The organism is Campylobacter lari (assembly GCF_004357905.1).
Lineage (GTDB): Bacteria > Campylobacterota > Campylobacteria > Campylobacterales > Campylobacteraceae > Campylobacter_D > Campylobacter_D lari_D.
Genome location: NZ_SMTT01000001.1, coordinates 289609 through 315934, shown reverse-complemented (window position 1 = coordinate 315934; position 26326 = coordinate 289609). Strand labels below are relative to the sequence as shown.

The 26326-nt window shown below is 29.1% G+C and carries 31 protein-coding genes, 1 tRNA gene and 1 pseudogene; 22 read left to right on the top strand and 11 right to left on the bottom strand.

What is annotated here, in order from left to right:
• Positions 1-5: 5 nt before the first annotated feature.
• From E2O22_RS01610 to E2O22_RS01590, 5 genes are all read left to right on the top strand, one after another.
• The gene (locus tag E2O22_RS01610; protein ID WP_133318926.1) at positions 6-854 is read left to right on the top strand and encodes a class 1 fructose-bisphosphatase; all 849 of its coding nucleotides are present in this window, start codon (positions 6-8) and stop codon (positions 852-854) included.
• A complete protein-coding gene (locus E2O22_RS01605) occupies positions 854-1048 on the top strand; it encodes a hypothetical protein (protein ID WP_133318925.1) in 195 nt (64 codons plus the stop codon). Before E2O22_RS01610 ends, E2O22_RS01605 begins: the two co-directional genes overlap by 1 nt.
• A 12-nt stretch (positions 1049-1060) precedes the next feature.
• Positions 1061-2947, top strand: coding sequence for a methionine--tRNA ligase (gene metG / locus E2O22_RS01600; RefSeq protein ID WP_133318924.1), 1887 nt, complete (start codon positions 1061-1063; stop codon positions 2945-2947).
• A complete protein-coding gene (locus E2O22_RS01595) occupies positions 2948-3889 on the top strand; it encodes a hypothetical protein (protein WP_133318923.1) in 942 nt (313 codons plus the stop codon). It abuts the gene before it with no gap.
• Between the two features lie 61 nt (positions 3890-3950).
• Complete coding sequence (locus tag E2O22_RS01590; protein WP_133318922.1) at positions 3951-4694, top strand: substrate-binding domain-containing protein; 744 nt, start codon at positions 3951-3953, stop codon at positions 4692-4694.
• 42 nt (positions 4695-4736) lie between these two features.
• On the opposite strand, the gene E2O22_RS01585 is transcribed toward E2O22_RS01590, so the two are convergent.
• Together E2O22_RS01585 and queC are read right to left on the bottom strand one after the other, a co-directional pair.
• Positions 4737-5309, bottom strand: a complete 573-nt coding sequence (locus E2O22_RS01585; RefSeq protein WP_133318921.1) for a YceI family protein — start codon at positions 5307-5309, stop codon at positions 4737-4739.
• A 62-nt stretch (positions 5310-5371) separates the two neighbouring features.
• A complete protein-coding gene (gene queC, locus E2O22_RS01580) occupies positions 5372-6037 on the bottom strand; it encodes a 7-cyano-7-deazaguanine synthase QueC (protein WP_133318920.1) in 666 nt (221 codons plus the stop codon).
• A 53-nt stretch (positions 6038-6090) separates the two neighbouring features.
• Here queC and ybeY point away from each other — a divergent pair, with 53 nt between their 5' ends.
• Positions 6091-6501: an rRNA maturation RNase YbeY gene (ybeY, locus tag E2O22_RS01575; protein WP_133318919.1), complete on the top strand. Its 411-nt coding sequence runs from the start codon at positions 6091-6093 to the stop codon at positions 6499-6501.
• Positions 6502-6796: 295 nt separating this feature from the next.
• Here the strand turns inward: ybeY and E2O22_RS01570 are convergent, their stop codons facing one another.
• Entirely contained in the window at positions 6797-7207 is a 411-nt protein-coding gene (locus tag E2O22_RS01570; protein WP_133318918.1) for a PepSY-like domain-containing protein, read from the bottom strand.
• 113 nt (positions 7208-7320) lie between these two features.
• On the opposite strand from E2O22_RS01570, the gene E2O22_RS01565 reads away from it, so the two are divergent.
• Complete coding sequence (locus E2O22_RS01565) at positions 7321-7851, top strand: rhomboid family intramembrane serine protease (protein ID WP_133318917.1); 531 nt, start codon at positions 7321-7323, stop codon at positions 7849-7851.
• Positions 7848-8339, top strand: a complete 492-nt coding sequence (locus E2O22_RS01560; protein ID WP_133318916.1) for a SixA phosphatase family protein — start codon at positions 7848-7850, stop codon at positions 8337-8339. Before E2O22_RS01565 ends, E2O22_RS01560 begins: the two co-directional genes overlap by 4 nt.
• Positions 8340-8759: 420 nt before the next feature.
• On the opposite strand, the gene E2O22_RS01555 is transcribed toward E2O22_RS01560, so the two are convergent.
• A complete protein-coding gene (locus E2O22_RS01555) occupies positions 8760-8960 on the bottom strand; it encodes a molybdenum cofactor biosynthesis protein (RefSeq protein ID WP_133318915.1) in 201 nt (66 codons plus the stop codon).
• Between the two features lie 93 nt (positions 8961-9053).
• On the opposite strand from E2O22_RS01555, the gene E2O22_RS01550 reads away from it, so the two are divergent.
• Both E2O22_RS01550 and E2O22_RS01545 read left to right on the top strand, forming a co-directional pair.
• Entirely contained in the window at positions 9054-9737 is a 684-nt protein-coding gene (locus E2O22_RS01550; RefSeq protein ID WP_133318914.1) for an aspartate/glutamate racemase family protein, read from the top strand.
• A complete protein-coding gene (locus E2O22_RS01545) occupies positions 9737-10804 on the top strand; it encodes a tyrosine-type recombinase/integrase (RefSeq protein WP_133318980.1) in 1068 nt (355 codons plus the stop codon). The genes E2O22_RS01550 and E2O22_RS01545 overlap by 1 nt, the downstream gene beginning before the upstream one ends.
• 34 nt (positions 10805-10838) lie before the next feature.
• Here the strand turns inward: E2O22_RS01545 and E2O22_RS01540 are convergent.
• Positions 10839-11698, bottom strand: a pseudogene (locus E2O22_RS01540) (DMT family transporter).
• Positions 11699-11782: 84 nt separating this feature from the next.
• On the opposite strand from E2O22_RS01540, the gene murA reads away from it, so the two are divergent.
• Both murA and E2O22_RS01530 read left to right on the top strand, forming a co-directional pair.
• The gene (gene murA / locus E2O22_RS01535; protein ID WP_133318912.1) at positions 11783-13039 is read left to right on the top strand and encodes a UDP-N-acetylglucosamine 1-carboxyvinyltransferase; all 1257 of its coding nucleotides are present in this window, start codon (positions 11783-11785) and stop codon (positions 13037-13039) included.
• A complete protein-coding gene (locus tag E2O22_RS01530; protein WP_133318911.1) occupies positions 13036-14196 on the top strand; it encodes a molybdopterin molybdotransferase MoeA in 1161 nt (386 codons plus the stop codon). Before murA ends, E2O22_RS01530 begins: the two co-directional genes overlap by 4 nt.
• A gap of 30 nt (positions 14197-14226) precedes the next feature.
• Here E2O22_RS01530 and E2O22_RS01525 read toward each other — a convergent pair whose 3' ends face one another.
• A complete protein-coding gene (locus E2O22_RS01525) occupies positions 14227-14523 on the bottom strand; it encodes an invasion antigen C (protein ID WP_039668370.1) in 297 nt (98 codons plus the stop codon).
• Positions 14524-14631: 108 nt separating this feature from the next.
• On the opposite strand from E2O22_RS01525, the gene E2O22_RS01520 reads away from it, so the two are divergent.
• The 9 genes from E2O22_RS01520 to E2O22_RS01480 all read left to right on the top strand — a co-directional run bounded on the left by E2O22_RS01520 (position 14632) and on the right by E2O22_RS01480 (position 21748).
• Positions 14632-14706: transfer RNA gene (locus E2O22_RS01520), tRNA-Gly, on the top strand.
• Between the two features lie 72 nt (positions 14707-14778).
• Entirely contained in the window at positions 14779-15447 is a 669-nt protein-coding gene (gene flgA, locus E2O22_RS01515) for a flagellar basal body P-ring formation chaperone FlgA (protein WP_133318910.1), read from the top strand.
• Complete coding sequence (locus E2O22_RS01510) at positions 15444-16022, top strand: UbiX family flavin prenyltransferase (RefSeq protein WP_133318909.1); 579 nt, start codon at positions 15444-15446, stop codon at positions 16020-16022. The genes flgA and E2O22_RS01510 overlap by 4 nt, the downstream gene beginning before the upstream one ends.
• Complete coding sequence (gene coaD / locus E2O22_RS01505; protein WP_133318979.1) at positions 16022-16501, top strand: pantetheine-phosphate adenylyltransferase; 480 nt, start codon at positions 16022-16024, stop codon at positions 16499-16501. Before E2O22_RS01510 ends, coaD begins: the two co-directional genes overlap by 1 nt.
• The gene (gene tmk / locus E2O22_RS01500; protein ID WP_133318908.1) at positions 16492-17076 is read left to right on the top strand and encodes a dTMP kinase; all 585 of its coding nucleotides are present in this window, start codon (positions 16492-16494) and stop codon (positions 17074-17076) included. The genes coaD and tmk overlap by 10 nt, the downstream gene beginning before the upstream one ends.
• Positions 17069-18295, top strand: a complete 1227-nt coding sequence (gene hisS / locus E2O22_RS01495; protein WP_133318907.1) for a histidine--tRNA ligase — start codon at positions 17069-17071, stop codon at positions 18293-18295. The genes tmk and hisS overlap by 8 nt, the downstream gene beginning before the upstream one ends.
• On the top strand, positions 18292-20121 hold the full coding sequence (gene speA, locus E2O22_RS01490; protein WP_133318906.1) for a biosynthetic arginine decarboxylase: 1830 nt from the start codon (positions 18292-18294) through the stop codon (positions 20119-20121). Before hisS ends, speA begins: the two co-directional genes overlap by 4 nt.
• A complete protein-coding gene (cysE, locus tag E2O22_RS01485) occupies positions 20118-20720 on the top strand; it encodes a serine O-acetyltransferase (RefSeq protein WP_133318905.1) in 603 nt (200 codons plus the stop codon). The genes speA and cysE overlap by 4 nt, the downstream gene beginning before the upstream one ends.
• Positions 20717-21748: a UDP-N-acetylglucosamine--N-acetylmuramyl-(pentapeptide) pyrophosphoryl-undecaprenol N-acetylglucosamine transferase gene (locus E2O22_RS01480; protein ID WP_133318904.1), complete on the top strand. Its 1032-nt coding sequence runs from the start codon at positions 20717-20719 to the stop codon at positions 21746-21748. Before cysE ends, E2O22_RS01480 begins: the two co-directional genes overlap by 4 nt.
• Here the strand turns inward: E2O22_RS01480 and E2O22_RS01475 are convergent.
• Genes E2O22_RS01475 through E2O22_RS01455 form a run of 5 tightly spaced genes read right to left on the bottom strand, consistent with a single transcriptional unit; the run spans position 21741 to position 24982 of the window.
• Positions 21741-22358, bottom strand: coding sequence for a YggS family pyridoxal phosphate-dependent enzyme (locus E2O22_RS01475; protein ID WP_133318903.1), 618 nt, complete (start codon positions 22356-22358; stop codon positions 21741-21743). The genes E2O22_RS01480 and E2O22_RS01475 overlap by 8 nt on opposite strands.
• A 6-nt stretch (positions 22359-22364) precedes the next feature.
• Positions 22365-23612 (bottom strand): RNA polymerase factor sigma-54, encoded by a 1248-nt coding sequence (locus tag E2O22_RS01470; protein ID WP_133318902.1) that lies wholly within the window; start codon positions 23610-23612, stop codon positions 22365-22367.
• On the bottom strand, positions 23612-24337 hold the full coding sequence (lptB, locus tag E2O22_RS01465; protein WP_039618272.1) for an LPS export ABC transporter ATP-binding protein: 726 nt from the start codon (positions 24335-24337) through the stop codon (positions 23612-23614). The genes E2O22_RS01470 and lptB overlap by 1 nt, the downstream gene beginning before the upstream one ends.
• Positions 24330-24737 (bottom strand): tRNA (adenosine(37)-N6)-threonylcarbamoyltransferase complex ATPase subunit type 1 TsaE, encoded by a 408-nt coding sequence (gene tsaE / locus E2O22_RS01460; RefSeq protein ID WP_133318901.1) that lies wholly within the window; start codon positions 24735-24737, stop codon positions 24330-24332. The genes lptB and tsaE overlap by 8 nt, the downstream gene beginning before the upstream one ends.
• Positions 24734-24982, bottom strand: a complete 249-nt coding sequence (locus tag E2O22_RS01455; protein ID WP_066007995.1) for an RNA-binding S4 domain-containing protein — start codon at positions 24980-24982, stop codon at positions 24734-24736. Before E2O22_RS01455 ends, tsaE begins: the two co-directional genes overlap by 4 nt.
• A 115-nt stretch (positions 24983-25097) precedes the next feature.
• Here E2O22_RS01455 and E2O22_RS01450 point away from each other — a divergent pair, with 115 nt between their 5' ends.
• Positions 25098-26318: an argininosuccinate synthase gene (locus E2O22_RS01450; protein ID WP_133318900.1), complete on the top strand. Its 1221-nt coding sequence runs from the start codon at positions 25098-25100 to the stop codon at positions 26316-26318.
• The last annotated feature ends 8 nt before the right edge of the window (positions 26319-26326 follow it).

The following is a 26326-nucleotide window of genomic DNA, read 5'->3' as shown; positions in this document are numbered from 1 at the left end:
AAAATATGCAAGAATTAATTGACGATATACAAAAAGCAGTGATTGAAATTTCAAAAGAACTTAGATATTTAAAAGATTTTGATTATACCACTTCTCAAAATGCCACAGGAGATAATCAATTAAAACTTGATGTGAAAAGCGATGAGATTATCACTAGAATTTTAAAGCAAAGCAAAGGTTTAAAAAGCTTAATTAGCGAGGAAAAACAAGAGCAATTGCTAATCAATGAAAATGAAAAATATGTTGTTGCTTATGATCCTTTAGATGGTTCTTCTTTAGTAGATGTGAATTTTGCTATAGGTTCTATTTTTGCTATTTATGAGCAAAAGGCTAGTGCAAAAAATCTAAAAGCAGCAATTTATGCTATTTATGGCGTGCGTTTAGAGCTTATAGTGTGTATAGACACTCCTAAGCTTTATAGATTAAACGAAAAAGATGAATTTGTTTTTGTTAAGGATTTAAAATTAAACGAAAAAGGCAAATTAAATGCAAGCGGTGGGACACAAAAAAATTGGTCAAATACTCATAGAGCCTTTATAAAAGCTTTATTTGATGAGGGTTATCGCTTGAGATATTCTGGTGCTATGGTGAGTGATTTGCACCAAATTTTACTCAAAGGTGGAGGGTTGTTTTCATATCCTGCAACAAGCGATGCACCAAATGGAAAATTAAGAGCATATTTTGAGGTGTTTCCTTTTGCTTTTATTTTTGAAAAAGCAGGAGGATTTTCTACCAATGGAGAAAATGATTCTTTACTTGATTTAGAATTTGAAAAAATTCATGCAAGTACGCCATGCTTTTTGGGTTCTAAATATGAAATTGAAAAACTAAAACAAGCTTATAAAGGTTTTTAATGGCTGAAGTTAAAGATGAATTTGAGTTGGCTTTAGAAGTTAAAAAAAATGAACTTCAAGCTTGTCAAAACGAAAAAAAAATAAAATCTTGTTTACCTTGCTCTATGATTTTTGAGTGCTCTTTAAGAAAAGAGTATATAGAAGCAGTTTATAAGAGTATGTCTAAAGGTAAAGAAGGTGGATTTGATTTTTAATAAAGGTTGAAAATGCGTTATATTACTACCCCGATATATTATGTAAATGATGTGGCTCATATTGGTCATGCTTACACTACGATTATAGCAGATACTTTGGCTAGATTTTATCGCTTACAAGGAGAAAAAACATTCTTTTTAACAGGCACAGATGAACATGGTCAAAAAATAGAGCAAGCTGCTAGCGTTAGAAATTTTACTCCTAAAGAATATGCAGATGAAATTAGTGCTAAGTTTAAAAAACTTTGGGATGAGTTTGAGATTTCTTATGATTATTTCATTAGAACTACGGATGAAAATCACAAATTAAGCGTTCAAAAAGCATTTAAAAAAATGTATGATAAAGGTGATATTTACAAAGGCACTTATGAAGGCTTTTATTGTGTTTCTTGTGAGAGTTATTTTACTCAAACTCAACTTATAAATGAGTGTCATTGTCCAGATTGTGGTAAGAAAACACAGCTTTTAAAAGAAGAAAGTTATTTTTTCAAGCTTTCTAAATATCAAGATCAAATTCTTAAATGGTACAAAGAAAAAGAGCCGATTTTACCCAAAAATAAGGCTAATGAGTTGATTTATTTTGTAGAAGGTGGCTTAAAAGATCTTTCCATTACAAGAACGAGTTTTGAATGGGGTATAAAGCTTCCAAAAGAACTAAATGATGAAAAACATGTGGTGTATGTTTGGCTTGATGCTTTGATGAATTATGTGAGTGCTTTGGGCTATGGACTTGATGATGAAAATATGGATCTTTGGCCTGCTTATATACACTTTGTAGGCAAAGATATTTTGCGTTTTCATGCAGTGTATTGGCCTGCGTTTTTGATGAGTTTAGAACTTCCTTTACCTAAATTTATAGCAGCACATGGTTGGTGGACTAAAGATGGTGAAAAAATGAGCAAATCTAAAGGTAATGTAGTAGCGCCTAAAGAAGTAGCAGATACTTTTGGTTTAGAGGCTTTTAGATATTTTTTACTCAGAGAAGTTCCTTTTGGTAATGATGGAGATTTTTCGCAAAAAGCATTAATCACTAGAATCAATGCAGAATTAAGCAATGAGCTTGGAAATTTATTAAATAGAATTATCGGTATGAGTGCTAAGTATTCTCAAAATATTATTGAGTGTAAAGATGTGAATTTGTATTTTAATCAAGAATTAAATGAATGCAAAGAGTATTTAGATAATGCAATCAATGCTTTGGAAAATATCCAGCCAAATCGCTATTTAGAGGAACTTTTCAAGGCTTTATCTTTAGCAAATTTAAGTATTAGTAAATATGAGCCTTGGAAATTGATTAAAAATAATCAAACGCAAAAAGCTAATGCTTTAGTGGCTTTATGTGCTAATATTTTAACAAAAGCAACTATTTTACTTTCAGCTGCTATGCCAAAGATAGCATTAAAAATTGCAAAGGCTTTAAATTTTGAAATATCAAACGAAAATTATCAAAAACTAATTTTAAATAATCAATTATGTGATTTAAAATCAAGTGCATGTGAAGCTTTGTTTCCAAAAGTTGAATTAACCCAAGAAAACAAAAAAGAAGAAAAATTAGAAGAGAAGCCAAATTTAGCTCAAATTAAAATAGATGATTTTAAAAAAATCGAAATCAAAGTAGCATTAGTAAAAGATTGTCAGAATATAGAAGGCAGTGAAAAGCTTTTAAAATTTCAACTTGAACTTGAAAATGGCGAACTAAGACAAGTGCTTTCAGGTATTGCTAAATTTTATAAAGCTAGTGAGTTAATAGGCAAGCAAGTTTGCGTAATTACAAATCTAAAAAAAGCTAAAATTTTTGGTCATGAAAGCCAAGGTATGATTTTAAGTGCTCAAAAAGATGGAAAATTAGTTTTGATAAGCCCGCAAGGCTTTATCGAAAATGGAGCTTTAATAGGCTAGATGAATATTTCTAACTTTATCGAACTTATTAATGCTCGAGTTTTAAATTATGGAGCAACTTCTAGTGTTTATGATTTTAGTATAGATTTAAACAAAGTCAAACAAGCAAGTGTTTTTTTTGCTAAAAATAATGAACAAGCAAGCTTTGCTATAAAATTTGGTGCTTATGTTATAGTAAGTGAGGAAAGATTAAAACTTGAAGATAAAGATGTGTTTTATCTTCAAGTTGATGATTTAGAAGCAACTATTTTTAGACTTTTTAGATTTTTAAGTGAAGAAAAATCTTATGAATTTATATATTGCAATCATGTAGAATTAAAATTTGCAAAGGCATTTAATTTTAAAGTCTTAAACTCAAATATTTTATTAGATTTTGATCTTTTGAAAAATTCAAAAGAAAAAACTTTCTTTTGCTCTGATGATGAAAAATTTATTTTAAAACTTAAATCAAATTTTCATACTTTAAAAGCATGTAAATACGAAATTTTAGGCTCTAAATCTTTATTTCAAACGAGTTTGCTTTGTAAAAATTTGTATTTTAAAGATTTAAAATTTGCATTTTTTTATGCAGATATTTTTGCTAGATTTATTGATTTTGCTGAAAAGCAAAATCTATCTTTTAATTTTAATGAAAAAAAGTTAGATCTTTTTAAGGCATATTTTTTAAACTCAAAAAATGAAATTTGTGCTTTTGGTGGAAGTTCTAGAGTAATTTTACTTGTGGAAAATGAAAAAGATTTTGAATTTATATGCCAAAAACTCCAAGGCGTTAAAGATTTCAAAATAGCATTAAAAAATTCATTATTTTGTGATTTTTCTTATATAAATTTGAGTGAATTAAAGAATTTTTTTGATTTTAAATATTGCCTAATCAAAGAAAGCGAAGAAGAGTTTTTGGAATATTTTTTAGCACAAGAGAAAAAAATTAGTTTATTTGATTAAAAAAATATCAACTTTAAAAAGATATATTTACGATTTTATTTTATTAATTTAAGGAAAAAATATGAAAAAATTTTTATTTTTAAGTTTATTTGCTGCAGCTGCATTAAATGCTGAAATTTTAGTTTATGGTCCAGGTGGTCCTGCTCCTGTTTTGAAAGAGCTTGCTAAGCAATTTGAAGAAAAACATGGAGAAAAAGTTATTATTAATGCAGGACCAACACCTAAATGGATAAAAAAAGCAAAAACAGATGCTGATATTATTTATTCAGGTAATACTTCTATGATGGATGGTTTTGTTAAAGCAATGCCAAAACAAATCAAAATAGAAGATGTTCAAGTTTTAAATGCTAGAGGCTCGGGTATGATTGTAAGAGCAAATAATCCAAAAAAAATTAAAAAATTTGAAGATCTTTTAAAAGATGGTGTTAATGTTATGGTGGTTGATGGAGCAGGGCAGGTTGGCTTATATGAGGATATGGCTTTAAAAACAGGAAAAATTGAAAACCTAGAAAAATTAAGAAAAAACATTAAAGTATATGCTAAAAATTCAAAAGCAGCGGTTGATGAGTGGAAAAATAATCAAAATATCGATGCTTTAATCATTTGGACACATTGGATTAAAGCAGTTGGAGAGAAAGAAAATAAATTTATTTTAGCGGATAAAAATTCAATCATTTACAGAGCAGCTGAAATAGTTCCAACGCAAAAAGGTTTAAAAAATCCAAAAGTAGCTGAATTCATCAAATTTACACAAAGTAAAGAAGCTCAAAAAATTTGGAAAAAAGAAGGTTGGGTAGCTAAATAAAAATCAAAAGCATTTTACAAAAAGTAAAATGCTTTTATAGTATTATTTTTCGTTGATTTCTGCTTCGATGCTAATTTGTACTTCATCGCTAAGTGTTAAGCTAGAAGTATCAGGAGCAAATTTGAAATCACTTCTTTTAATTTGTCCTTGTAGAGTAAAACCTGCTTTTTCTTTGCCACTATCTGTTTTAATAACACCGCCAATTTCAGTATCTAAAACAACATCTTTGCTTACTCCAGCAATACTTAATGAGCCATACATTTTACCTTTTTCATTAGAGATTTTTTCATATTTACTCATAGTAAAAGTAATGTTTGGATGAGTTTTTGCTTTAAAAAAATCATCTTGTTGTAAATGTGCATCTCTTGCTTTATTTTCTGTGTTTATAGAAGCAACTTTTATATTTGCTTGAAGTTTGTTAAATTCAAATTTAGCACTATCAAAATCAATTACTGCATCATAATCTTTAAAATTTCCATTTACATTGCTAATTTGTAAATGTTTGATTTTAAAAGCTACATTTGTGTGTGCTTTATCTAAGCTAAATTCTTTACTCAAAGCACTACTTGCCAAAATCGAAGCAGCTAAAAATGAACCAAATAATATTTTTTTCATGTTTTCTCCTTAATGTTTAAAAAAGCAAATTATACAAACTAAAATAAAATGAAAGTAAATTTTTAAACATATTCTATAAAATCTTTTACATTAGCCTCTTTAAAGCCTTTTAGTCTTAATAAACAACTATCACATTTACCACAAGCTTTATCTCCTCTTTCATAGCAAGACCAAGTATATTCTAAGGCTACCTTTTCTTTTAGGGCTAATTCAACTATTTGTCCTTTACTTAGATGAACTAATGGGGTTTTTATTTGTACTTTGCAAGTTTTTGTTGTACCTTCATTGATAAATTCATTAGCTTTTTGTATAAATTTCGCACTACAATCAGGATAACCACTGCTATCTTCTTGTACCACTCCTATAAAAATACTTTCACAATTTTCCTTTTCAGCTATAGCACCTGCGATAGATAAAAAAATACCATTTCTAAAAGGAACATAGGTGTTTGGGACTTCTTTTTCATGTAGTTTTTCTTTGGGAATTTCTAAATTTAAATCTGTTAGTGAGTTTCCTCCAATATTTGCTATAAATGACACATCTAAAATATATTTTGTTTTTATGTTAAGTTTTTCACAAATTTTATTAAAACATTCCCTTTCTTTAAGCATGGTGCGTTGGTTATAGTCAAAATGTAAAGCAATGATCTCATATCCTTCTTTTTTAGCTAAATATGCACATAAAGTACTATCCATACCACCACTTATAATACAAAGAGCTTTTTTCATGCTTTTCCTTAATTTTGATATAATTTTGAAATTATAAAATCAAAAGGATAATAATGATTTTTTGTGAAGAAGAAATGGATATTTCTTTTCTTGAAAAAATAGCACAGAAAATGAGCGATCAAAATATAGAGCTTGTTTTGGTAAATGAAAGAGTTATGCGTGAGATTAATTTTAGTCAAAGAGGTATAGATAAAACTACAGATGTGTTATCTTTTCCTTTGATGCAAAATTGTGAAAATTTACTTGGTAGCATTGTGATAAATTTAGATGAAGTAAGTAAAAAAGCAATGGAGTATAAACACAGTAATGAAGAAGAGATGGCATTACTTTTTATACATGCTATGCTTCATTTACAAGGATATGATCATGAGGTAGATCAAGGACAAATGAGACAAAAAGAACAAGAATGGATTGAATATTTTAAACTACCAAAAAGCCTGATAGTAAGAGTGCAAGAGGAGTAAATATTTAAAAAATTTTAGCTTATGTGTGAGTTATATACCTATAATGAAAATACATTTATACTAAATATTTTAGGAAAAATTTGATATTTGTTTATCTAATTTGATAAAGAGTAGTACTAATTATGATTTTGTCCAAACAAAGTAAAAGCAATATTTAAGGTGAGAAAATCAATACGGAGCCTATGATAAAGCTCCTTATTCTACCGGAGCAATTGAAATTTTTATAAGTTTTGATAAGGGTTAAAGCCTTTTTTAGAAGAAAATTTAAAACTTGCTTATTTGATCTTAAACAATTTTAATCGTCAAATTTTTGTCTTAAAATAGTCCCATTATCATCAATATAAAGTTTCATTTGATTATTAAGTTCTATTTTGTAATATGAAATTTTTCTTTCTATTTCAATAATCGCTGCATTTGGATAGGTATTTTTAATGGTATTTTGTATTGCTAAAGGCAAAATAGCATAATTTAAAGATCTGAAATTTTCAGCTTCTTTAAATTCTCCATTGAGTGAAAACTCAATTTCACTTCCATCACTTAAATAAATTTCGTAAGAATATCCATCTTGTTCTACTAGACCAATCTCTGCATTAAAGTAATCTTTAATAAATTGTTTGATATTTACCGGCAAAGAATCAGGTGCTATGACTATACCAGCATTAAGAGTATTTAAACTAATCAAAAAAGCTAAAGCTAGTTTTTTCATTTTTAACCTTATTATATTTTTGACGATATTGTATCTTATTAATGTGAATTTTATGTGTAAGCTAGAATTTAAATAGCTTTTTGTTATAATTATCAAAAATACAAAGTAGGGCAATGGTAGCTTCATTTTTAATCGCTTTTAATGTTATTGTATTTATTTTTGTAAATTATCTTTATTTTGGTTCTTTAAATTTAGATACTATTTTGGGTTTAAATTTATTTTTTTTTCAAGGATTTTATTGGCAAATTTTAAGCTCAATATTTATGCATGGAAATTGGCCTCATTTGATTTTAAATATGATAGTGCTTTTTCAATTTGGTTCTATGCTTGAAAAATACTTAAAAAGTTTTAAATTTGCTCTGCTTTATTTAATCGGTGGAATTCTTTGCTCTTTGCTTAGTGCTTTTTATGTGTATTTAAGTTTTGATGGCAGTTTTGTAAATGTAGTGGGTGCAAGTGGTGCTATATGTGTTTTAATGGGGTATTATGCATATTTGGATAAAACCGCCACCAAAGGACTTATCGTGGCTATATTATTAATGAGTTTTGTGCCTATTTTTATGGGTGTTAATATAGCTTGGTATGCACATATTTTTGGCTTTATATGTGGATATGCTTTGGGTAAATTTAAGGTTATAAGATGAAATATATCTATTTTATTCGTCATGCTAAAGCTCAAAAAGAAAATTACGATCAAGATTTACAACGAGAACTTAGTTCTAGTGGAAAAGATGATTTAAAAACTATGATTTATAGGATTAAGGATTTAGAATTTAAAGCCCAAAGCATTATCTCAAGTCCTGCTAAGCGTTGTATAAAAACAGCACAAAAACTCTGTAAAAGCTTTTCTTTAAAAGAAAAAGATATCAAGATAGAAAAAAGCTTTTATGATGGTAATTTAAAGGATGTGTTAAATTTTATAAAAGAATCAAAAGAGAGTAGGGTAGTGCTAATTATGCACAATCCTTTATTGCAAGAACTTTGTGAGTATCTAGCTCATATAGATTTAGAAAACTTTCCAACTTCTGCTATTTTATGTATGCAATTTGATATAAAAGAATTTAAAGATATAAAAGAACACAGTGGGGAAGTTGTGTTTTTTGATTATCCTAAAAGTCAAGAAAATAACTAATCTACATTTTTAAACTTCAAATTTATTTAAGCAAAAATATAAACTAAAATTTAGTTGAAATAAAAAATATACATCTTTAGTCTTTTATAACTGCATAAAATAACTTATAATATTTTTCAAAAAATTATACTTATTTTTTTATGGATAAATTATTTTCATCCAAAAAATAAAATGCTTTAAATACTATATTATAGGTATTTTTAAATATATTTTACTTATGTATAAACAGATAAATATAAAAGTTTGAAAATTATAGTTTTCAATACAAAATATATATAATTTCAATATTTTACTATTTATCATATAATTTTACATATATATTAAGTTTAAATTAAAATATTTTTATAGACTAAAAAAGTTAAAATGATGAGTAAAAAAAGAAATTAATACAAAAGTTTAACTTGTGTGGAGTTTTTGATTTTATTTGGATTTTTGAATTAATCTTGAAAGTTGTTTTGCTAAAAGTTTAGCACTATTTTCATTTTTGCTAAGTTTTTTCATATTTTCTCTAAATTCGTAAAGTCTTTTTTCTTGTGCAAAGTCGTTATTTAAAGTATTATCTTGTTTTGAAATATTGTTTTGTTTTACTTGCTTTTGCGCGGTTTTTTTCTTAAAAAACATATCATCACCCTATTTTGTTTTTATAATTATAGCTTGATATTTTTTAAGTAAGATTTTTTTATAATTTTTATATTAATTTTAAAAGGAAAAAAATTGAAAACCATAGGTTTAATAGGCGGAATGAGTTATGAAAGCACACTTAGTTATTATGAAATTATCAATAAATTAACAAATGAAAAATTAGGAAAATTACATAGTGCCAAGATAGTTTTAACTAGCGTTGATTTTGAAGAAATAGAAGAATGTCAACGAAAGAATGATTGGCAAAAAGCAAGTGAAATTTTAACCCAACATGCCCTACTTTTGCAAAAAAGTGGAGTTGATTTTATATTAATTTGCACTAATACTATGCATAAATGTTATGAAAATATACAAAAAAACATTCAAATTCCTATCTTACATATAGCCAAAGCTATGCTTTTAGAACTTCAAGAGCAAAATATCGATAAAGTATTGTTATTGGGGACAAAATACACTATGCAAGAAGATTTTTATAAACAACTTTTAATTAACTCAAAGATTGAAGTTTTTATTCCCAAAAATGATGATATTTTAAAGCTTAATGACATTATTTTTAATGAACTTTGCAAAGGTATTATAAATGAAAAATCAAAAAGATATTTATGTGATTTGATTGCTCAATTTCCGGAGATTCAAGGAGTGATTTTGGGTTGTACTGAACTTGGTTTGATTATAAAAGAAAGCTCTAAAAAGCTATTTGATAGTGCATATATTCATGCAAAAATGGCTACTTTGAAAGCTTTGGAGAATGAGTGATGAAATATCCTCTAGATTGTGAAGAAAATTTTGAAAAGTCATTTTTATTTTGGCTTTGTAGATATGTGAAATTTAAACTAAATTCTTTATCAAATAAAGAATTAAAAGACCCCCAAGCCTTGGCTGTAGTAAATTTAGCCTTAAGTAAGGGTGTTAAAAATATACAAGAGCTTGATGCTTATGTAAAAAAAGCAAGAAATGCAGGACTTAGCGGTGTAAATACATATTTTAATCCTTTGAAAAAACTTTATGAGTATTTGTTATTTTATAAGCTTTATTCGCTAAAACAAATCGATGAAGAGCTTTTAGTAGAAATTTTAGCAAGTATTAGTGCTTCTTTGTCTGATGCGAGTAAGAAAAACTACCGCATAGCTGTGATTAATTTTTTTGCATTTTTAGATAAACAAAATGAAGAAGATCAAAAAGCACATATTTTTGATATCAACCTTAAAAATTGGGCAGGTGTAAGTGGCTCTAAAGGAGTTAAGCTACCTGAGTATATGAGTGAAGATGAAGTGAGTAAATTTTTAGATGCTATTGATAATACAGATTTTAAAAGTAATACCATACGCAATCGCTTGATTATTAAAATCATCATTTTTACAGGAATTAGGGTTAGTGAAGCTATTAATATAAAATTAAAAGATATTAGTGAAGAAAATGATCTTTATATTATACGCATTAGAGCTAAAGGTAATAAATACCGCGTTGTGATGATTAAAAAAGAGCTTATAGAACATCTTTTAAAAGATGTAAGGATAAATTATCTTTCTTATGATGGACTTTTATTTGTTAATCGCAATGGCAAAGCCCTAACCCAAGCTTATGTTTCGCGTATAGTAGAACAAATTTTATTTAAAGCAGGAATTCGCAAGCAAAAAAATGGAGCCCATATGTTAAGACATACTTTTGCTACCCTACTTTATAAAAAACAAAAAGATTTAGTTTTAGTCCAAGAAGCACTAGGGCATGCGAGTTTAAATACTTCAAGAATTTATACGCACTTTGATAATGAAAAGCTAAAATTAGCTGCAGAGGTAGCCAAAAAACTTCACGATAGAACCTAGATAGTTTTATCTAGTATTTTTTAATCACTTATTCTTAGTGTTTTTTGGCATTTAAAAACACACTAAGAATAATCAAAGCAAAAGCAAAAAGATCAATTACGCTATAAATATAGTTCCTAAAAATAAAAAACTCATAAAAGCAGCAGCCACAGGTTCTATACAAGCTATCATACTAGCTTTAAAAGCCCCTATTAATTCAACTCCTTTTAAATATAAACAAAAAGCCCCTATTGTACCTATAAATACAATCGCGCTCATAGCCAAAAAGGAATTTAAAGAAAAATCATGTTTTGGGATATTTCCTTGTAATAATACAAAAAGCAAAAAAGAAGCAAATAAACTAGCCAAACCCATGATTAAAAATAAGCCATATTTTGCTATGATAAGTCTAGCACTCAAAGAATAAAATGCCACTCCAAGAGCTCCAAAAAAAGCCCAAATAACACCTCTTATGTCAAGTTTTAATGCATTAATATCCCCATTTGTTATAAGTAAAAATAAGGCAAAAAGTATTAAAAACAAAGCGATTAGCTCTATTTTTTTAGGTAAAATTTTATTTTTAAAACACATAAAAAGCATTATGATTAATGGTGCGTTGTATTGTATCATCGTGGCAGTTCCTGCATCGGTATAATAAATAGCCTTAAAATAACCATATTGAGTTATCAATAAACCAAAGATAGAAAAAATTAAAAGAGAGCTAAGTTCTTCTTTTTGCTTTAGTAATTTTAGTTTGAAATTTTTTACACCCAAAATTATTAAAATAACGCCGGTAAAAAGCAAACGATAAAAACTTACCCATTCAGCAGAATAATGATTTTTAAACAAATACTCAGCCAAAACCCCACTTATGGCCCAAAATATCCCACCAAGTATGACTAGAAAAACTCCCAAAAAACACCTTTAATCTTATTAATTTATATAATATTTGTAGTAAAATATTATTATATCATTATGTATATATTTTAAGGAAAATTGATGACTTATTTAGAGATTGATGGTGTTGAAAAGTTAAATGGAGAAGTGATAATAAGTGGTGCAAAAAACGCTGCACTCCCTTTGATAGCTTCAAGTATTTTAGCTAAAAATGAAGTGCAAATTTCAAATTTACCAAATGTAGCAGATATTTGTACCCTACTTTCTTTGCTTGAAAATTTAGGGGCAAATTATACTTTTAAAGACAATTTTGCAAAAATAAATACAAAACACTTAAATAAAACCATAGCAAAATACGACATCGTGCGTAAAATGCGTGCTTCTATACTTACCTTAGGGCCTTTACTAGCTAGATTTGGAAATTGTGAAGTTTCTTTACCGGGAGGTTGTGCTATAGGCCAACGCCCTATTGATTTACACCTTTTAGCTTTAGAAAAAATGGGAGCTAATATTGAGATTAAACAAGGCTATGTAGTAGCTAGTGGAGGGCTTAAAGGTGCTGATGTGATGTTTGATAAAATCACTGTTACAGGCAGTGAAAATATCATTATGGCAGCAGCCCTAGCTCATGGTAAAACTAGACTTTTAAATGTTGCTAAAGAGCCTGAAGTAGTGCAACTTTGTGAGGTTTTAGCTAGAGCCGGACTTGATATACAAGGCATAGGATCTTCTGAACTTGAAATTTATGGCACAAGTGGAGAACTTTTAGAATTTAAACCTTTTGAAATCATTCCTGATCGTATTGAAGCAGGAACTTATTTGTGTGCAGGAGCTATCACTAACTCAAAAATCACTCTAAAAAAAGTCAATGCAAGCCATCTTAGCGCAGTTTTAGCAAAGCTAGAGCAAATGGGCTTTAGTTTTGATATTAATGAAGATAGTATTAGTATAAATCCTGCTAAAGAAATCAAACCAGTTGAAATTTTAACTAGCGAATATCCAGGTTTTCCAACGGATATGCAAGCACAATTTATGGCTTTAGCTTTAAAAGCAAATGGTGCAAGTATTATTGATGAGAGATTATTTGAAAATCGTTTTATGCATGTAAGTGAGCTTTTAAGAATGGGAGCTGATATAAGGTTAAACGGGCATATTGCTACTATAAATGGCACTAAAGAGCTTTTGGGAGCTGATGTTATGGCTACTGATTTGCGTGCGTCTTCTGCTTTGATTTTAGCAGCTTTAGCAGCTAAAGGAACTAGTAAAATTCATAGAATTTATCATCTTGATAGGGGATATGAAAATTTAGAAGAAAAATTTAAAAAACTAGGTGCAAGTATAAGAAGGCTTGAAGAATGAGAGATATTTTTGCAACTTTAGATTTTTTAAAAGAACAAATCAAAGCAAAAAATGAATTTCAAAAAGTAAATTTGACACAAGCTTTGGGGTGTATTTTATATGAAGATGTTTTTGTGAAAAAAAACCTACCCGCTTTTGATAATTCTGCCCTAGATGGTTATGCACTAAATTATACACATAAGAATGAATTGCTAAAAATAAAAGGAAGCATTTTAGCAGGCGATAAAAATGATTATATTTTAGAAAAAAATGAATGCTATAAAATTATGACAGGAGCTAAAATTCCTCAAAATGCAAATACTATTTTAATGTTTGAAGAAGCTTTGCTTGAAGATGAAAAGCTCAATGCCAAAAATGCTAAAGAAAACAATGCCATCCGCTTTAAAGGCGAGGAAGCAAAGCTTGGAGAACTTTTGTTTAAAAAGGGGCAAAAAATCACTTCAGGCATGGTAGCTATGCTCGCTGCTCAAGGAATTTATGAGTTAAATGTTGTTAAGAAATTGCGTGTTGGGATTTTTTCAAGTGGAGATGAGCTTGTAGAACCTTGGGAAAATGCTGATGAATACAGTATATATAATGCAAATGCTTTTGGAATTTATGCTATTTTGCAAGATTATGCTGATATTGAGTATTTAGGACTTATAAAAGATGATTTAAATGCATATAAAAAGCTTTTAGAAAATAAAGAATTTGATATGCTTGTAAGCAGTGGTGGAGCTAGCGTGGGTGAGGCTGATTTTATCAAACAAGCTTTACTTGAGTGTGATTTTAGCCCTATTTTTGAAAAAGTAAATGCTAAACTTTGTAAGCATGTAAAACTTTTTAGCAAAAGCGATATGCTTTTTCTAGTCCTACCAGGAAATCCTTTAGCCTCTTTAGTTTCAACGCATATTTTTGCAAAAAATATACTCAATTTACTTTATGGTAAAGAACTTTTGGAATTTGATAAAGCAAGATTGACTAAAGATTTAAATTTCAAAGGTCAAAGAAATGATTTTGCTTTTGGAAAATTAGTCGATGGGTATTTTAAACCAAGTGAAGCTAAATTTGGCTCAGGTATGCTAAAACCTTTATGTGAAAACACGCATATTTTAATCACGCAAATTGATGATACAAAATTAGTAAAAGATCAAGAAGTTAAAGTTTTAAAAATTTAATAGGGTATTGCACTACCCTATTTTGAATGATTAACTTCTTGCTTTATCTAAAGTTTTAAAAAGATTGTTTAAGATATTTTCTTCATTTTTTTGGTATTTGCTTTGGCGTAATTTCTCCCAAGCATATACGCTATAATCTTTAGAAATTGAACCTATATTTAAATCTGTATTACTAAAAGCATTGTTGCTATCTTTTTTATACTCTTTTTCCTCTTTGTCTTTAAGTGCATTAAGTGTAGCTTGAAATTCATCTGAAGATGTGTTTTTTTCTTTGATTTTTGTCATATTGTTTAGGGCTAGCGGACTATTTTTATCATTTACTTGCATGAGTTGCTCCTTTTAAAATTTAATAACTACAAGCAAAAAACATTCCTTAATTTTAAAAACTTGACAATAAAATAAAGTTTTGATAAAATCATACTCTACTTTCAAAATGCGGGAATAGCTCAGGGGTAGAGCACAACCTTGCCAAGGTTGGGGTCGCGAGTTCGAATCTCGTTTCCCGCTCCACTTCTTTTAACTAAAATCAAACTTTTTTGATGTATTATATAATTAATATATTTTATATAAGAGGTTGCTGTATTGTTTTTTAAACAAATCATTCTAGTTTTATTTTTCTATACTTTAAGTTTTGCTTCGAATTTTGATGAAGTAAAATTAGCTTTGATTAAAGAATTTAAAATAAATTATCCGCAGTTAGAAATCATTTCTTTAGATCTTAACACTCAATCTAGTTTGCCTGCTGATTTTAATCAATATATTTTTTTAAAGCTAGGTAATCATAATTTTGATAGAGCCGATGGCTTTATAAAGGCTGAATTTAAAACTCCAGAGCAGTTTAAAAAAAATATATTTTTTAAGTATTTTTTAAAGGCAAAATTAGAAGTTTTGCAAACTACGCGTCCTATTTCGCGTAATGAAAATTTAAGTCCTGCTAGTTTTAAAATTTTAAAAATTCCTTTTGATAAAGCCCCTCAAGGTGTATTAAAAAAAGATGAAATCACAAATTTAATAGCCAAAAGCAATATAAGAGAAAATATGATTTTAAAATATAATATGTTTAAAACCAAAACCCTTATACAAAGAAATGATTCTGTTTATGGTATCATCAAAGATGGGGATTTAAGTATGATGATAGAATTAAAAGCCTTGCAAAGTGGGAATTTAAACCAAAGAATTCGCCTTAAAAATAAAGATGGAAAAGTCGTGCATGGTAAAGTTATTAGTAAAAATTATGTGGAGCTAAAATGAGAAAAATTTTAGTAGGTATTAGCGGGGCTAGTTCTTGCGAGCTTGGCTTTTTATTATTAAAACATTTAAAAGAAAAAGGACAAATTTATGCTATTGTGAGTAAAAATGCAAAAATAAGCTTTATAAAAGAAAATTCCCTTTTGCAAAATATAGACTTTTTGCAACACATAAAAGATAAATTTGAGCTTGAACATGTAAATTTTTTAGATAATGAAGACATTAGTCAATGCGTAGCAAGCGGATCTTTTGGCATAGAAACGACTTTTATCGCACCTTGCTCGATTAACACTTTAGCAAAAATTGCTTGCGGTATAAATGATACTTTACTTACAAGAGCTGCAGGAGTGGCTTTAAAAGAACGCAAAAAGCTCATACTTGGAGTAAGAGAAATGCCCTATTCTACTTTAAATTTAGAACAAATGGCTAAACTTTCTAGCTATGGAGTTATCATCGCTCCTCCTGTAATGGCAAGTTATGCTAAGATTGATAATTTAGAAAAATTATATGAATTTATCATAGGAAAATGGCTTGATCTAGCAAATATCGAGCATAATTTATACCAAAGGTGGCAATGATGGCTAGTTGTGTGTATCCAGGAACATTTGATCCTATCACTAATGGACATTTAGATGTTATCATTAGAGCTAGCAAGATGTTTGAAGAGGTGGTAGTTGCTATAGCTAAAAGTGAAAGTAAAAAGCCTATGTTTAGTCTAGAGCATAGAGAAAAAATGGTAAAAATTGCTACAAAAGACTTAAAAAATGTTAAAATTACAACTTTTGATAACTTACTAGTAGATCTTGCTAAAAATTTGCAAATAAATATCATTATAAGAGGCTTAAGAGCGGTGAGTGATTTTGAGTATGAATTACAACTTGGCTATGCAAATCACATGCTTTGGGAAGATTTTGAAACCATATATCTTATGCCAAATTTAAAAAATTCTTTTATTTCAAGCTCCATAGTAAGATCAATTTGTGCTCATAATGGTGATGTGAGCAAGCTTGTGCCAAAAGAAATTATACCTTTATTAAAGGAGAGAGATTGTATATAGCTTTTGAAGGGGTTGATTGTGTGGGTAAAAGCACACAGATAGAACTTTTAAAAAAATATTTTCATAATGCATTTTTTACTAAAGAACCAGGTGGAAGTGAGCTTGGAGTGCATTTGAGAAAAATTTTATTAGAAAGCAAAATACATTTTTCTAAAAAAACTGAGCTTTTGCTTTTTTTAGCAGATAGAGCAAATTTAATCGACATGCATTTAGCACAAAATAAAAACAAACTTATCATTTCAGATCGTAGTTTTATTTCTAATATGGCTTATGCAAGATGTGATTTTGATCAAAATATTTTATTTGAGTTAAATTCTTTTGCCACAGGCGGGGTTTTTCCGCAAAAGGTTATATTTTTGCATGGCTCTAAAGAGCTTATTGAACAAAGACTTTCTAAAAAAGATCTAGATAGTATTGAAAAAAGAGGGGTTGAATATTTTTTAAATATACAAAATGCCCTAGAAGAAACTTTAGAGTTTTTAAAAACTAAGATAGATATAAAAATTTTAAAATTAGATGCTTCTTTGAGTATTGAAATTTTACATGAAAAAATTAAGGATTTTATAGATGATTAATGCTTTAAAAGGAATGAAAGATTTACAAGATGATCAAGCTACTCTTTATGAAAAAGTGGTAAAAACTTGTGAAAAAGTAGCTAAAAACTATGGTTTTACTTTTATTAATTGTCCGCATTTAGAACTTACTAAGCTTTTTAAAAGAAGTGTTGGAGAAAGCTCTGATATAGTTGGCAAAGAAATGTATGAATTTGTTGATAAAGCAGGCAATGATGTGTGTTTAAGGCCTGAAGGGACAGCTGGGGTGGTAAGATCATACATAGAAGCTAAAATGGACAAGGCTCAAAGTGTTAAAAGATGGTTTTATCATGGCTCTATGTTTCGCTATGAAAGGCCACAAAAAGGAAGATTGCGTGAATTTCATCAATTTGGAGTAGAAAGCTTTGGCATAGCAAGTGTGTATGAGGATGCGAGCATTATTTTAATGCTAAATGAAATTTTTAAACGCTTAGAAATTCATACAAGCTTGAAAATTAATTCTTTAGGCTGTAAAGAATGTATGGGTGTATATAAAGAAAAACTCATAGATTTTTTAAATTCTAAAGAAGGTTTTTGTGAGGATTGTTTAAGAAGAAAAGACTTAAATCCTATTAGAGTGCTTGATTGCAAAAATGATCATTGTCAAAGTTTAATCGAAAATGCACCAAAACTAAGTGAAAATTTATGCTCATGTTGTAAGAAAGATTATGAAAAATTGCAAAAACTTTTAAAAGAAAATGATGTTGAATTTGAATGTGATGAAAAATTAGTGCGTGGGCTTGATTATTATTCCAAAAGTGCATTTGAGTTTGTTAGCGATGAAATCGGTGCAAAAGCTGCCGTAGCAGGTGGTGGAAGGTATGATAGATTGATTGAATACTTAGATGGTAAAAGTGGTTATGGTGTGGGTTTTGCTATGGGTATAGAAAGGATTATGGCTATTTTAGAACAAAAACAAAGCATAAAATCAAGAGAAGGAATTTATCTTTGTGCCATGGATGAAGCTTATATAGATACTATTTTTAAATTAGCAAATACTTTAAGAAAAAAACATAAGGTATATTTAAGCTATGAAGCAAAAAAACTTGCAAAGCATTTAAACCAAGCAGATAATGCTAATGCTGAAATCTTTTTGTGTATAGGCGAAGATGAAATGCAAAAAGAAGAGATTTTTTATAAAAATTTAGAAAATAAAGATACTAAAAATATAAAATTAGTAAATTTGGAGAATGAGTTATGATTGATTATGGTATTAATATTTGGGGTGCAAATAATTTTATCATTGAAAATGGCAAAGTATGTGTAAATCATGGTAAAAAACCTGCTATTATAGATATAGTAAATACTTTGCGCGATGATGGTTATAAGGGGCCATTGTTGCTTCGTTTTCCTCATTTAATCCATAAGCAAATTGAGCAAATTTATAATAAATTTGCTAAAGCGAAAAAAGAATTTAACTATAAAGGTTCTTTTAACGCTGTATATCCTTTAAAAGTCAATCAATATCCAGGTTTTGTAAAAAATTTAGTTAATCTAGGTAAAGAATACAACTATGGCTTAGAGGCAGGAAGTAAGGCCGAGCTTTTACTAGCTATGGCTTATAATAATGAAAGTGCTCCTATAACAGTTAATGGCTTTAAAGATAAAGAACTCATAAATATGGGCTTTATAGCGTGTGAAATGGGTCATAATATCACTTTAACTATGGAAGGACTTAATGAGCTTGAAGCAATGATTGAAATTGCTAAAAATCGTTTTAAGCCAAAGCCAAATATAGGTTTAAGAGTGCGTTTGCATTCAGCTGGAGTAGGAATTTGGGCAAAAAGTGGTGGTATAAATTCAAAATTTGGTTTAACATCCACTGAGCTTATTGAAGCGGTAAATCTTTTAAAAGCTAATAAACTTTTAGAGCAATTTACTATGATACATTTTCATTTAGGTTCACAAATTACTGAAATTCATCCTTTGAAAAAAGCTCTAAATGAAGCGGGTAATATCTACACCGAGCTTAGAAAAATGGGGGCAAAAAATTTAAAAGCTATTAATCTTGGTGGAGGTTTAGCGGTAGAATACTCTCAGTTTAAAAACGAAACAAGCAGAAATTACACCTTAAGTGAGTATGCAAACGATGTTGTGTTTATTTTAAAAGGTATTGCAGAACAAAAAAAAGATTTAGAGCCTGATATTTTTATAGAAAGTGGGCGTTTTGTAGCAGCTAATCATGCTGTTTTAGTAGCGCCTGTTTTAGAGCTTTTTTCTCAAGAATACACAGAAAGCAAGCTTTTATTAAAAGATAAAAACCCAAAACTTATTGATGAACTTTATGATTTGTATAAAAACATTAAAGCTTCTAATGCACTTGAGTATTTACATGATAGCATTGATCATATGGAGAGTATTTTAACCTTGTTTGATTTGGGTTATGTGGATTTACAAGATCGCTCTAATAGTGAAATTTTAGTACATTTGATTATGAGAAAAGCTATTTCTTTGGTGGGTGATCAAGCTGATTTATCGAGTTTGCAAAATGAAGTGCAAGAAAAATATTTAGTGAATTTTTCAGTATTTCAGTCTTTACCTGATTTTTGGGGTTTAGAGCAAAATTTCCCTATCATGCCACTTGATAGACTCAATAAAAAGCCAACTAGAAGTGCAAGTATATGGGATATAACTTGTGATAGCGATGGGGAAATTTCTTATTCGAAAGATAATCCTTTGTTTTTACATGATATTGATGTAGAAGCTGAAGATTATTTTTTAGGATTTTTCCTAGTGGGAGCTTATCAAGAAGTGCTTGGTATGAAGCATAATCTTTTTACACATCCAACCGAAGCTTGTATAAGTATTAATGAAAAGGGTTTTGAAGTAGAAAGCGTGCTAGAGGCTCAATCTATTTTAGATACCTTAGAAGATCTTGATTATGATGTGCATGCAATTATGGACAATATTAATGAAAAAATTTATGCTTCAAAACTTGTAAATGAAAATCAAAAAAAACATATTTTGGGTGAAATTTATTTATTTTTAAATGATAATGGATACTTAAAAAGTATAGGTTCTAAATGAGTATTTTTAAACTAATCAAAGAAGATTTTTCTATGCCAAAACAAAAAGATCCTGCATATAGATCTTGGGTGGAATTAGTTTTTAACTATCCTGGTGTTTGGGCTGTGGTAAATTATCGTTTTGCGCATTTTTTTTATATCAAAAATTATAAACGCATAGCAAGAATGATTAGTGGAATTTCTCAGTTTTTAACAGGGGTTGATTTGCATCCTGGAGCTACGCTAGGTAGAAGGATATTCATAGATCATGCAATAGGTGTGGTAGTAGGTGAAACAGCTATAATTGGTAATGATGTGATTATCTATCAAGGAGTAACCTTAGGTGGCACAAGTTTAGATAAAAATACCAAAAGACATCCTACTATAGAAGATGGTGTGATCATAGGCTCTGGGGCTAAAATTTTAGGTAATATTACCATAGGTAAAAATGCAAAAATAGGTTCAAATGCAGTTGTATTAAAAGATGTTGGGGCAAATTTAACAGCTATTGGTATACCTGCTTATATTAAAGAATTTCAAATAAGCCAAAAAGAGAGAATTCAAAAACTAGAGGAAAGAATTAAATTTTTAGAAGAAAAACTAAATAAAGAGGACAAATGATAGCAATTACAGGTGGAGGCACGGGAGGGCATTTGGCTATAGCTAGATGTTTATTGCAAAGCGCAAGAAAACAAGGCATAGAATGTATTTACATAGGAAGTGAAAATGGCCAAGATAGACTTTGGTTTGAAAATGAAAATGGTTTTTATAAAAAATATTTTCTAAGCTCTCAAGGCGTTGTTAATAAAAAAGGCTTAGCTAAAGTTCAATCATTTTTACATATTTTAAAACTTGCAAGAAAAACAAAACAAATTTTAAAAGAACATAATATTAAAGCAGTTTTTAGTGTGGGTGGATATAGCAGTGCTCCAGGCGCTTTTGGTGCTTTAATGGCAAATACTCCACTTTTAATCCATGAACAAAATTCAAAAATAGGAAGTTTAAATTCACTTTTAAAGCCTTTTTCTAAAGCTTTTTTTACTGCTTTTGATGATCAAATTAACAAAGCAAATACTTTCTTTTGTCCTTATCCTATCAGCGAGATTTTTTCTCAAAAAGCAAGAGTGAGAAAAGAATTAAAAAATATTATTTTTCTTGGTGGCTCTCAAGGGGCTAAATTTATTAATGACCTTGCTTTAGAAAATGCTTTATACTTTAAAGAAAAAGGCATAAATATCATTCATCAATGTGGTAAGAATGATTATGAAAGATGTAAAAAAGCTTATGAGGATTTAAATGTCAAAGTAGAGCTTTTTGACTTTGATAAAAACATTATGGATAAAATTTCTAAAGCAGATTTAGCTATATCAAGATCAGGCGCAAGCAGTCTTTTTGAGCTTAGTGCAAATTTACTTCCTTGTATTTTTATTCCTTATCCATATGCGGCTAAAAATCATCAGTATTTTAATGCTTTGTATTTAAAAGAGCGTAATTTATGTGAAATTTTAACCCAAGAAGAAAAACATCAATTTTTAAATTTGGTAGAAAATTTCTCACTAGAAGAAAAATCTTTAGCCTTGCAAGGATTAAAAAGTGAAAATGGCGCAGATTTTATGATAGAAAAAGCAAAACAAATGGGGTTTATTTAAATAAAATACTCCCCAAACGCACCATATTTGAACCACATTTTATAGCTAGTTCAAAATCCCCACTCATACCCATGGAGCAAATTTTTGCCCCGTGTTTTTGTAAAATTTCATAGATTTTAAAAGTTTGCTCAAAGCTTTCTTGAACTTTTTCCTCATCCATAGAGCCTATACACATAATGCCTGTAAGGTTTAAATTTTTACACTCTTCTTGTATTTGTAAATATTCTTCTATGGCCTTATTTTGCTCTATACCACTTTTAGAACTTTCATTAGCAGTATTGATTTCTAATAAAGTATCTAATTTATAATCAAGTCTTTTATCTACGGCTTTGGCGATTTTTAAGCCATTGCAAGATTGCCAAAGTAATGGGTTTTGTTTGATTAAAAGATTGATTTTGTTACTTTGAAGATTGCCTATAAAATGCCATTTGATTTCTAAATCTTGAAGTTTTTCTTTTTTTAAAGCTAAAGCTTGGACTTGATTTTCTCCAAACTCTATAACACCTTGCTTAAAAAGCTCTCGAATTTGTTCATCTTGAACATACTTGCTAGCTGCTACTAAACGCACATTTTGTTTTATGGTTTTTTCAAAAATACTTTCTAAATTCATCTTTTCCTACATCAATTCATATAATTTTTTACGCTCACTTGAGCTTCCTATACCAAGTTGCATACGATATTTAGTGATAGTCCTACGCCCTAGTTGCACACTTGGGAATTCTTTTTGAGTGAGTTCAAGAATTTTCAAATCACTCAAAGGTTTTTTAGGATTTTCTTTTTTAATTAAATTACTAAGAAAATCTTTGATTGTAGCATTAGAAGTTTCGCCATCATCAACTGCGGTGGTAAAGAAAGATTTTAAAGGTATTAAACCTCTATCACAACTTAAGTATTTGTTTGCAATTGCCCTTGAAATAGTAGAAGCATTTCTTTCAAGATCTTGTGCTAAATCTTTAAGTTGCATAGGTTTAATATCTCCGCCCATGAAAAAATCATATTGATATTCTATAATCATAAGCCCTAGTTTATAAAGGGTAGCTTTACGCATAGCTAGTGCATCGATTAAATTTTTTGCATCTTTTAAATAAGCACTTAAAAACTCATGATCTAAACCATCTGCTTCAAAAGCAATTTCAGGATAATAATCATCATTGATTTTAATTTTAATTTCACCATTTTCTTGATAAATAAATATATCAGGAATGATTTCCATGCTCTCTTCAAAATACTCCAAAAAAGGTGGAATGGAGATTTTTTTAATTATAGCTATAGCCTTTTTATATAAAGGATCTTTGATAAAATCTTTTGCATTTTCTAAATTTAAAATTAACATTTTGCAAAACTCATAAAGCTCATCATCTAAGTCAAAATGCTCTAATGCAAAAATAAAAGCTTCTTGATTGTCTTTTGCGCCCACTCCAATAGGCTCAAGATACTTAAATCTTTGTCTGATTTTTTCTACTTCTAAAGGATCAAATTCACCTAAAATTTCTTCATCATATTCAAAATAACCTTCATGATTTAAACATTCTATGATTTTTTCAGCAATGGTTTGGGATTTTTTAGTAGGAAAAAATGGTGGTATGATTTGCTCGCTTAAAAGTTCATATACATTTTTTACTTCCAAGCTTTTTGCATCAATCATTTGTGTAGTGGTATTTTTACTAAAATACTCTTGATAATACTTGTTTTGATTGTTTGTAATGCTTGAGTTTTCTTTGATCTCTATAAAAGGATTTTCTTTAGCAAATTCATCTAAACTTTCTTTTAGATCTTCAATATTAGCTTGCAATATAGGAAGCCAAGATCTTAAGGTTTGTGATAGTTTTGCTTTTTGTGTTATAGAGGTTTTTTGTTTAAGCATTATTCAAGTCTAAACTCACTTCCAAGATAATATTTTTTAACATCTTCATTATGCGCAATTTCATTAGCATTACCACTAGCTAGCAACCTTCCGCTTCTAATCACATAAGCTCTATCGCAAATTGCTAAAGTTTCTCTTACATTATGATCAGTGATTAAAACACCTATATTCATAGCTTTTAAATCATTAATCAAGCTTTGAATTTCACTCACTGCGATAGGATCAACCCCAGCAAATGGTTCATCTAAAAGTAAAAATTTAGGATCACACATAAGTGATCTTGCGATTTCACAACGCCTTCTTTCACCCCCACTTAAACTCATGCCTTTTCTGTGTCTAATAGGTTCTATGCTAAGTAATTCTAGCATTTGTTCTATCTTTTGTTCTAATAAATTTTTATCCTTATATATTACTTGGGCGGCTAAAAGTAAATTTTCTTCTACGCTTAAGTCTTTAAAAACACTACTTTCTTGAGGTAAATACCCAATGCCAAGCTTTGCTCTTTTATTAAGTGGTTCTTTTGTGATATCTTGTGAGTCTAAAAACACCTGTCCACTTGTTGGCAAAATAAGTCCACATATCATATAAAAACTCGTAGTTTTTCCTGCTCCATTAGGCCCTAAAAGTCCTACAACTTCTCCACTTTGCACTTCTAGCGAAACATCGTGTATGATTTTAGTTTTTTTAATGATTTTTTCTAAATTTCTAGCTTCTAGCTTACTCATGTATTATATACTTTCTTTTATTTTCATAAGGAATGATTTGTAAAATTATATTAAAAATTTGATATTTATCTAAATATTTTTTTAATTTTTCATCACCCCACTCTACCAAATGCAAACCCTCTTCAAAAAAATTTTCAATCAAGCCATTTTTTAAAAGCCCATCAAAACCTTCTTGATAAATATCATAATGATACATTTTACCTTGTTGAAAATCATACTCTTGCATGATAGAAAATGTAGGAGAATTAAGCGTTTTTTCTACTCCAAGAAATTGAGCATAATTTTGTACTAAAGTAGTTTTACCGCTTGCTAAATCCCCTTGAAGTAAAATAACTCCATTTTTAGGTAAAATTTCACAAAGCTTATAAAGCTCATTTTGGCTTAAAATCATTTCTTTCATTGGATTTTTACCACATATTTTTCTTGCATAGCTTTTGGTATGCTTTTGGTTGTTGGTATATCTAAGACTTTATAGGTATTGGTATATTCTATAAATTTAATGCTTATTTCATCGCCAATTTTTACTTCTTTACTAGCTTTAACTACTTGATTATTTATACTTACTACACCACTTTTGCACATATCTTCTGAAATAGCACGACGCTTAGTAATATTAACTACATTTAAAAATTTATCTATTCTCATAAAAATATTTTATCAAAAAATACAAGAAAATGTTATAAAATGTCTAAATATTTTACATTATATTAAGCTAAATTCGTTAAATTTTACAATCATTTTTTTACAAAGAGGAAAGACAATGAAAAAAGATATTAAAAAAGTAGTTTTAGCATATTCTGGCGGACTTGATACAAGTATAATTTTAAAATGGCTACAAGATGAGTATAAATGTGAAGTAGTAACTTTCACAGCAGATATTGGACAAGGCGAAGAGCTTGAACCTGCTAGAAAAAAAGCGCTTTCTTTGGGTGTAAAAGAAGAAAATATTTTTATTCAAGATTTAAAAGATGAATTTGTAAAAGATTATGTGTTTCCTATGTTTAGAGCAAATGCTATTTATGAAGGAGAATATTTACTAGGTACAAGTATAGCAAGACCTTTGATAGCAAAAGCTTTAGTAGAAATAGCAAATAAAACTAATGCAGATGCTATTAGTCATGGAGCAACAGGTAAAGGAAATGATCAAGTGCGTTTTGAATTAGGTGCTTTGGCGCTAAATCCAAATTTAGCCATTATTGCTCCTTGGAGAGAATGGGATTTAAATAGCCGTGAAAAACTTTTAGCTTATGCGCAAAAACATGGTATTGATATAGCTAAAAAGCTAGGTAAGTCACCTTATTCTATGGATGCAAATTTATTGCATATTTCTTATGAGGGTTTAGTACTTGAAGATCCCGCTGCTAAACCTGAAGCGGATATGTGGCGTTGGGTGAAAGATTTAAAAGAAACTCCAAATGAAAGCGAAGTGATAGAGCTTGAGTTTAGTAAAGGCGATTTATGTGCTATTAATGGAGAAAAAATGTCTCCTGCACAGCTTTTAGCAAAACTTAATGGGCTTGGTGCAAAACATGGTATAGGTCGTCTTGATATTGTTGAAAATCGCTATGTGGGTATGAAAAGTAGAGGTTGTTATGAAACTCCGGGTGGAAGTATACTTTTAAAAGCACACCGTGCTATAGAAAGTATCACTCTTGATAGAGAAGCAGCACATTTAAAAGATGAATTAATGCCAAAATATGCAAGTTTAATTTATAATGGCTATTGGTTCTCGCCTGAAAGATTAATGCTTCAAGCCTTAATTGATGAGTCACAAAAATATGTAAATGGTAAAGTTAAACTTGAATTATATAAAGGTAATGTAATAGTAATAGGCAGAGAAAGTGTGAATGATAGCTTATTTAGCGAGGCTTATTGTACTTTTGAAGAAGATGCTGTGTATGATCAAAAAGATGCAGCAGGCTTTATAAGATTAAATGCTTTGAGATTTATCATCGCAGGTAAAAATGGAAGAAAATTTTAAAAAGGAAA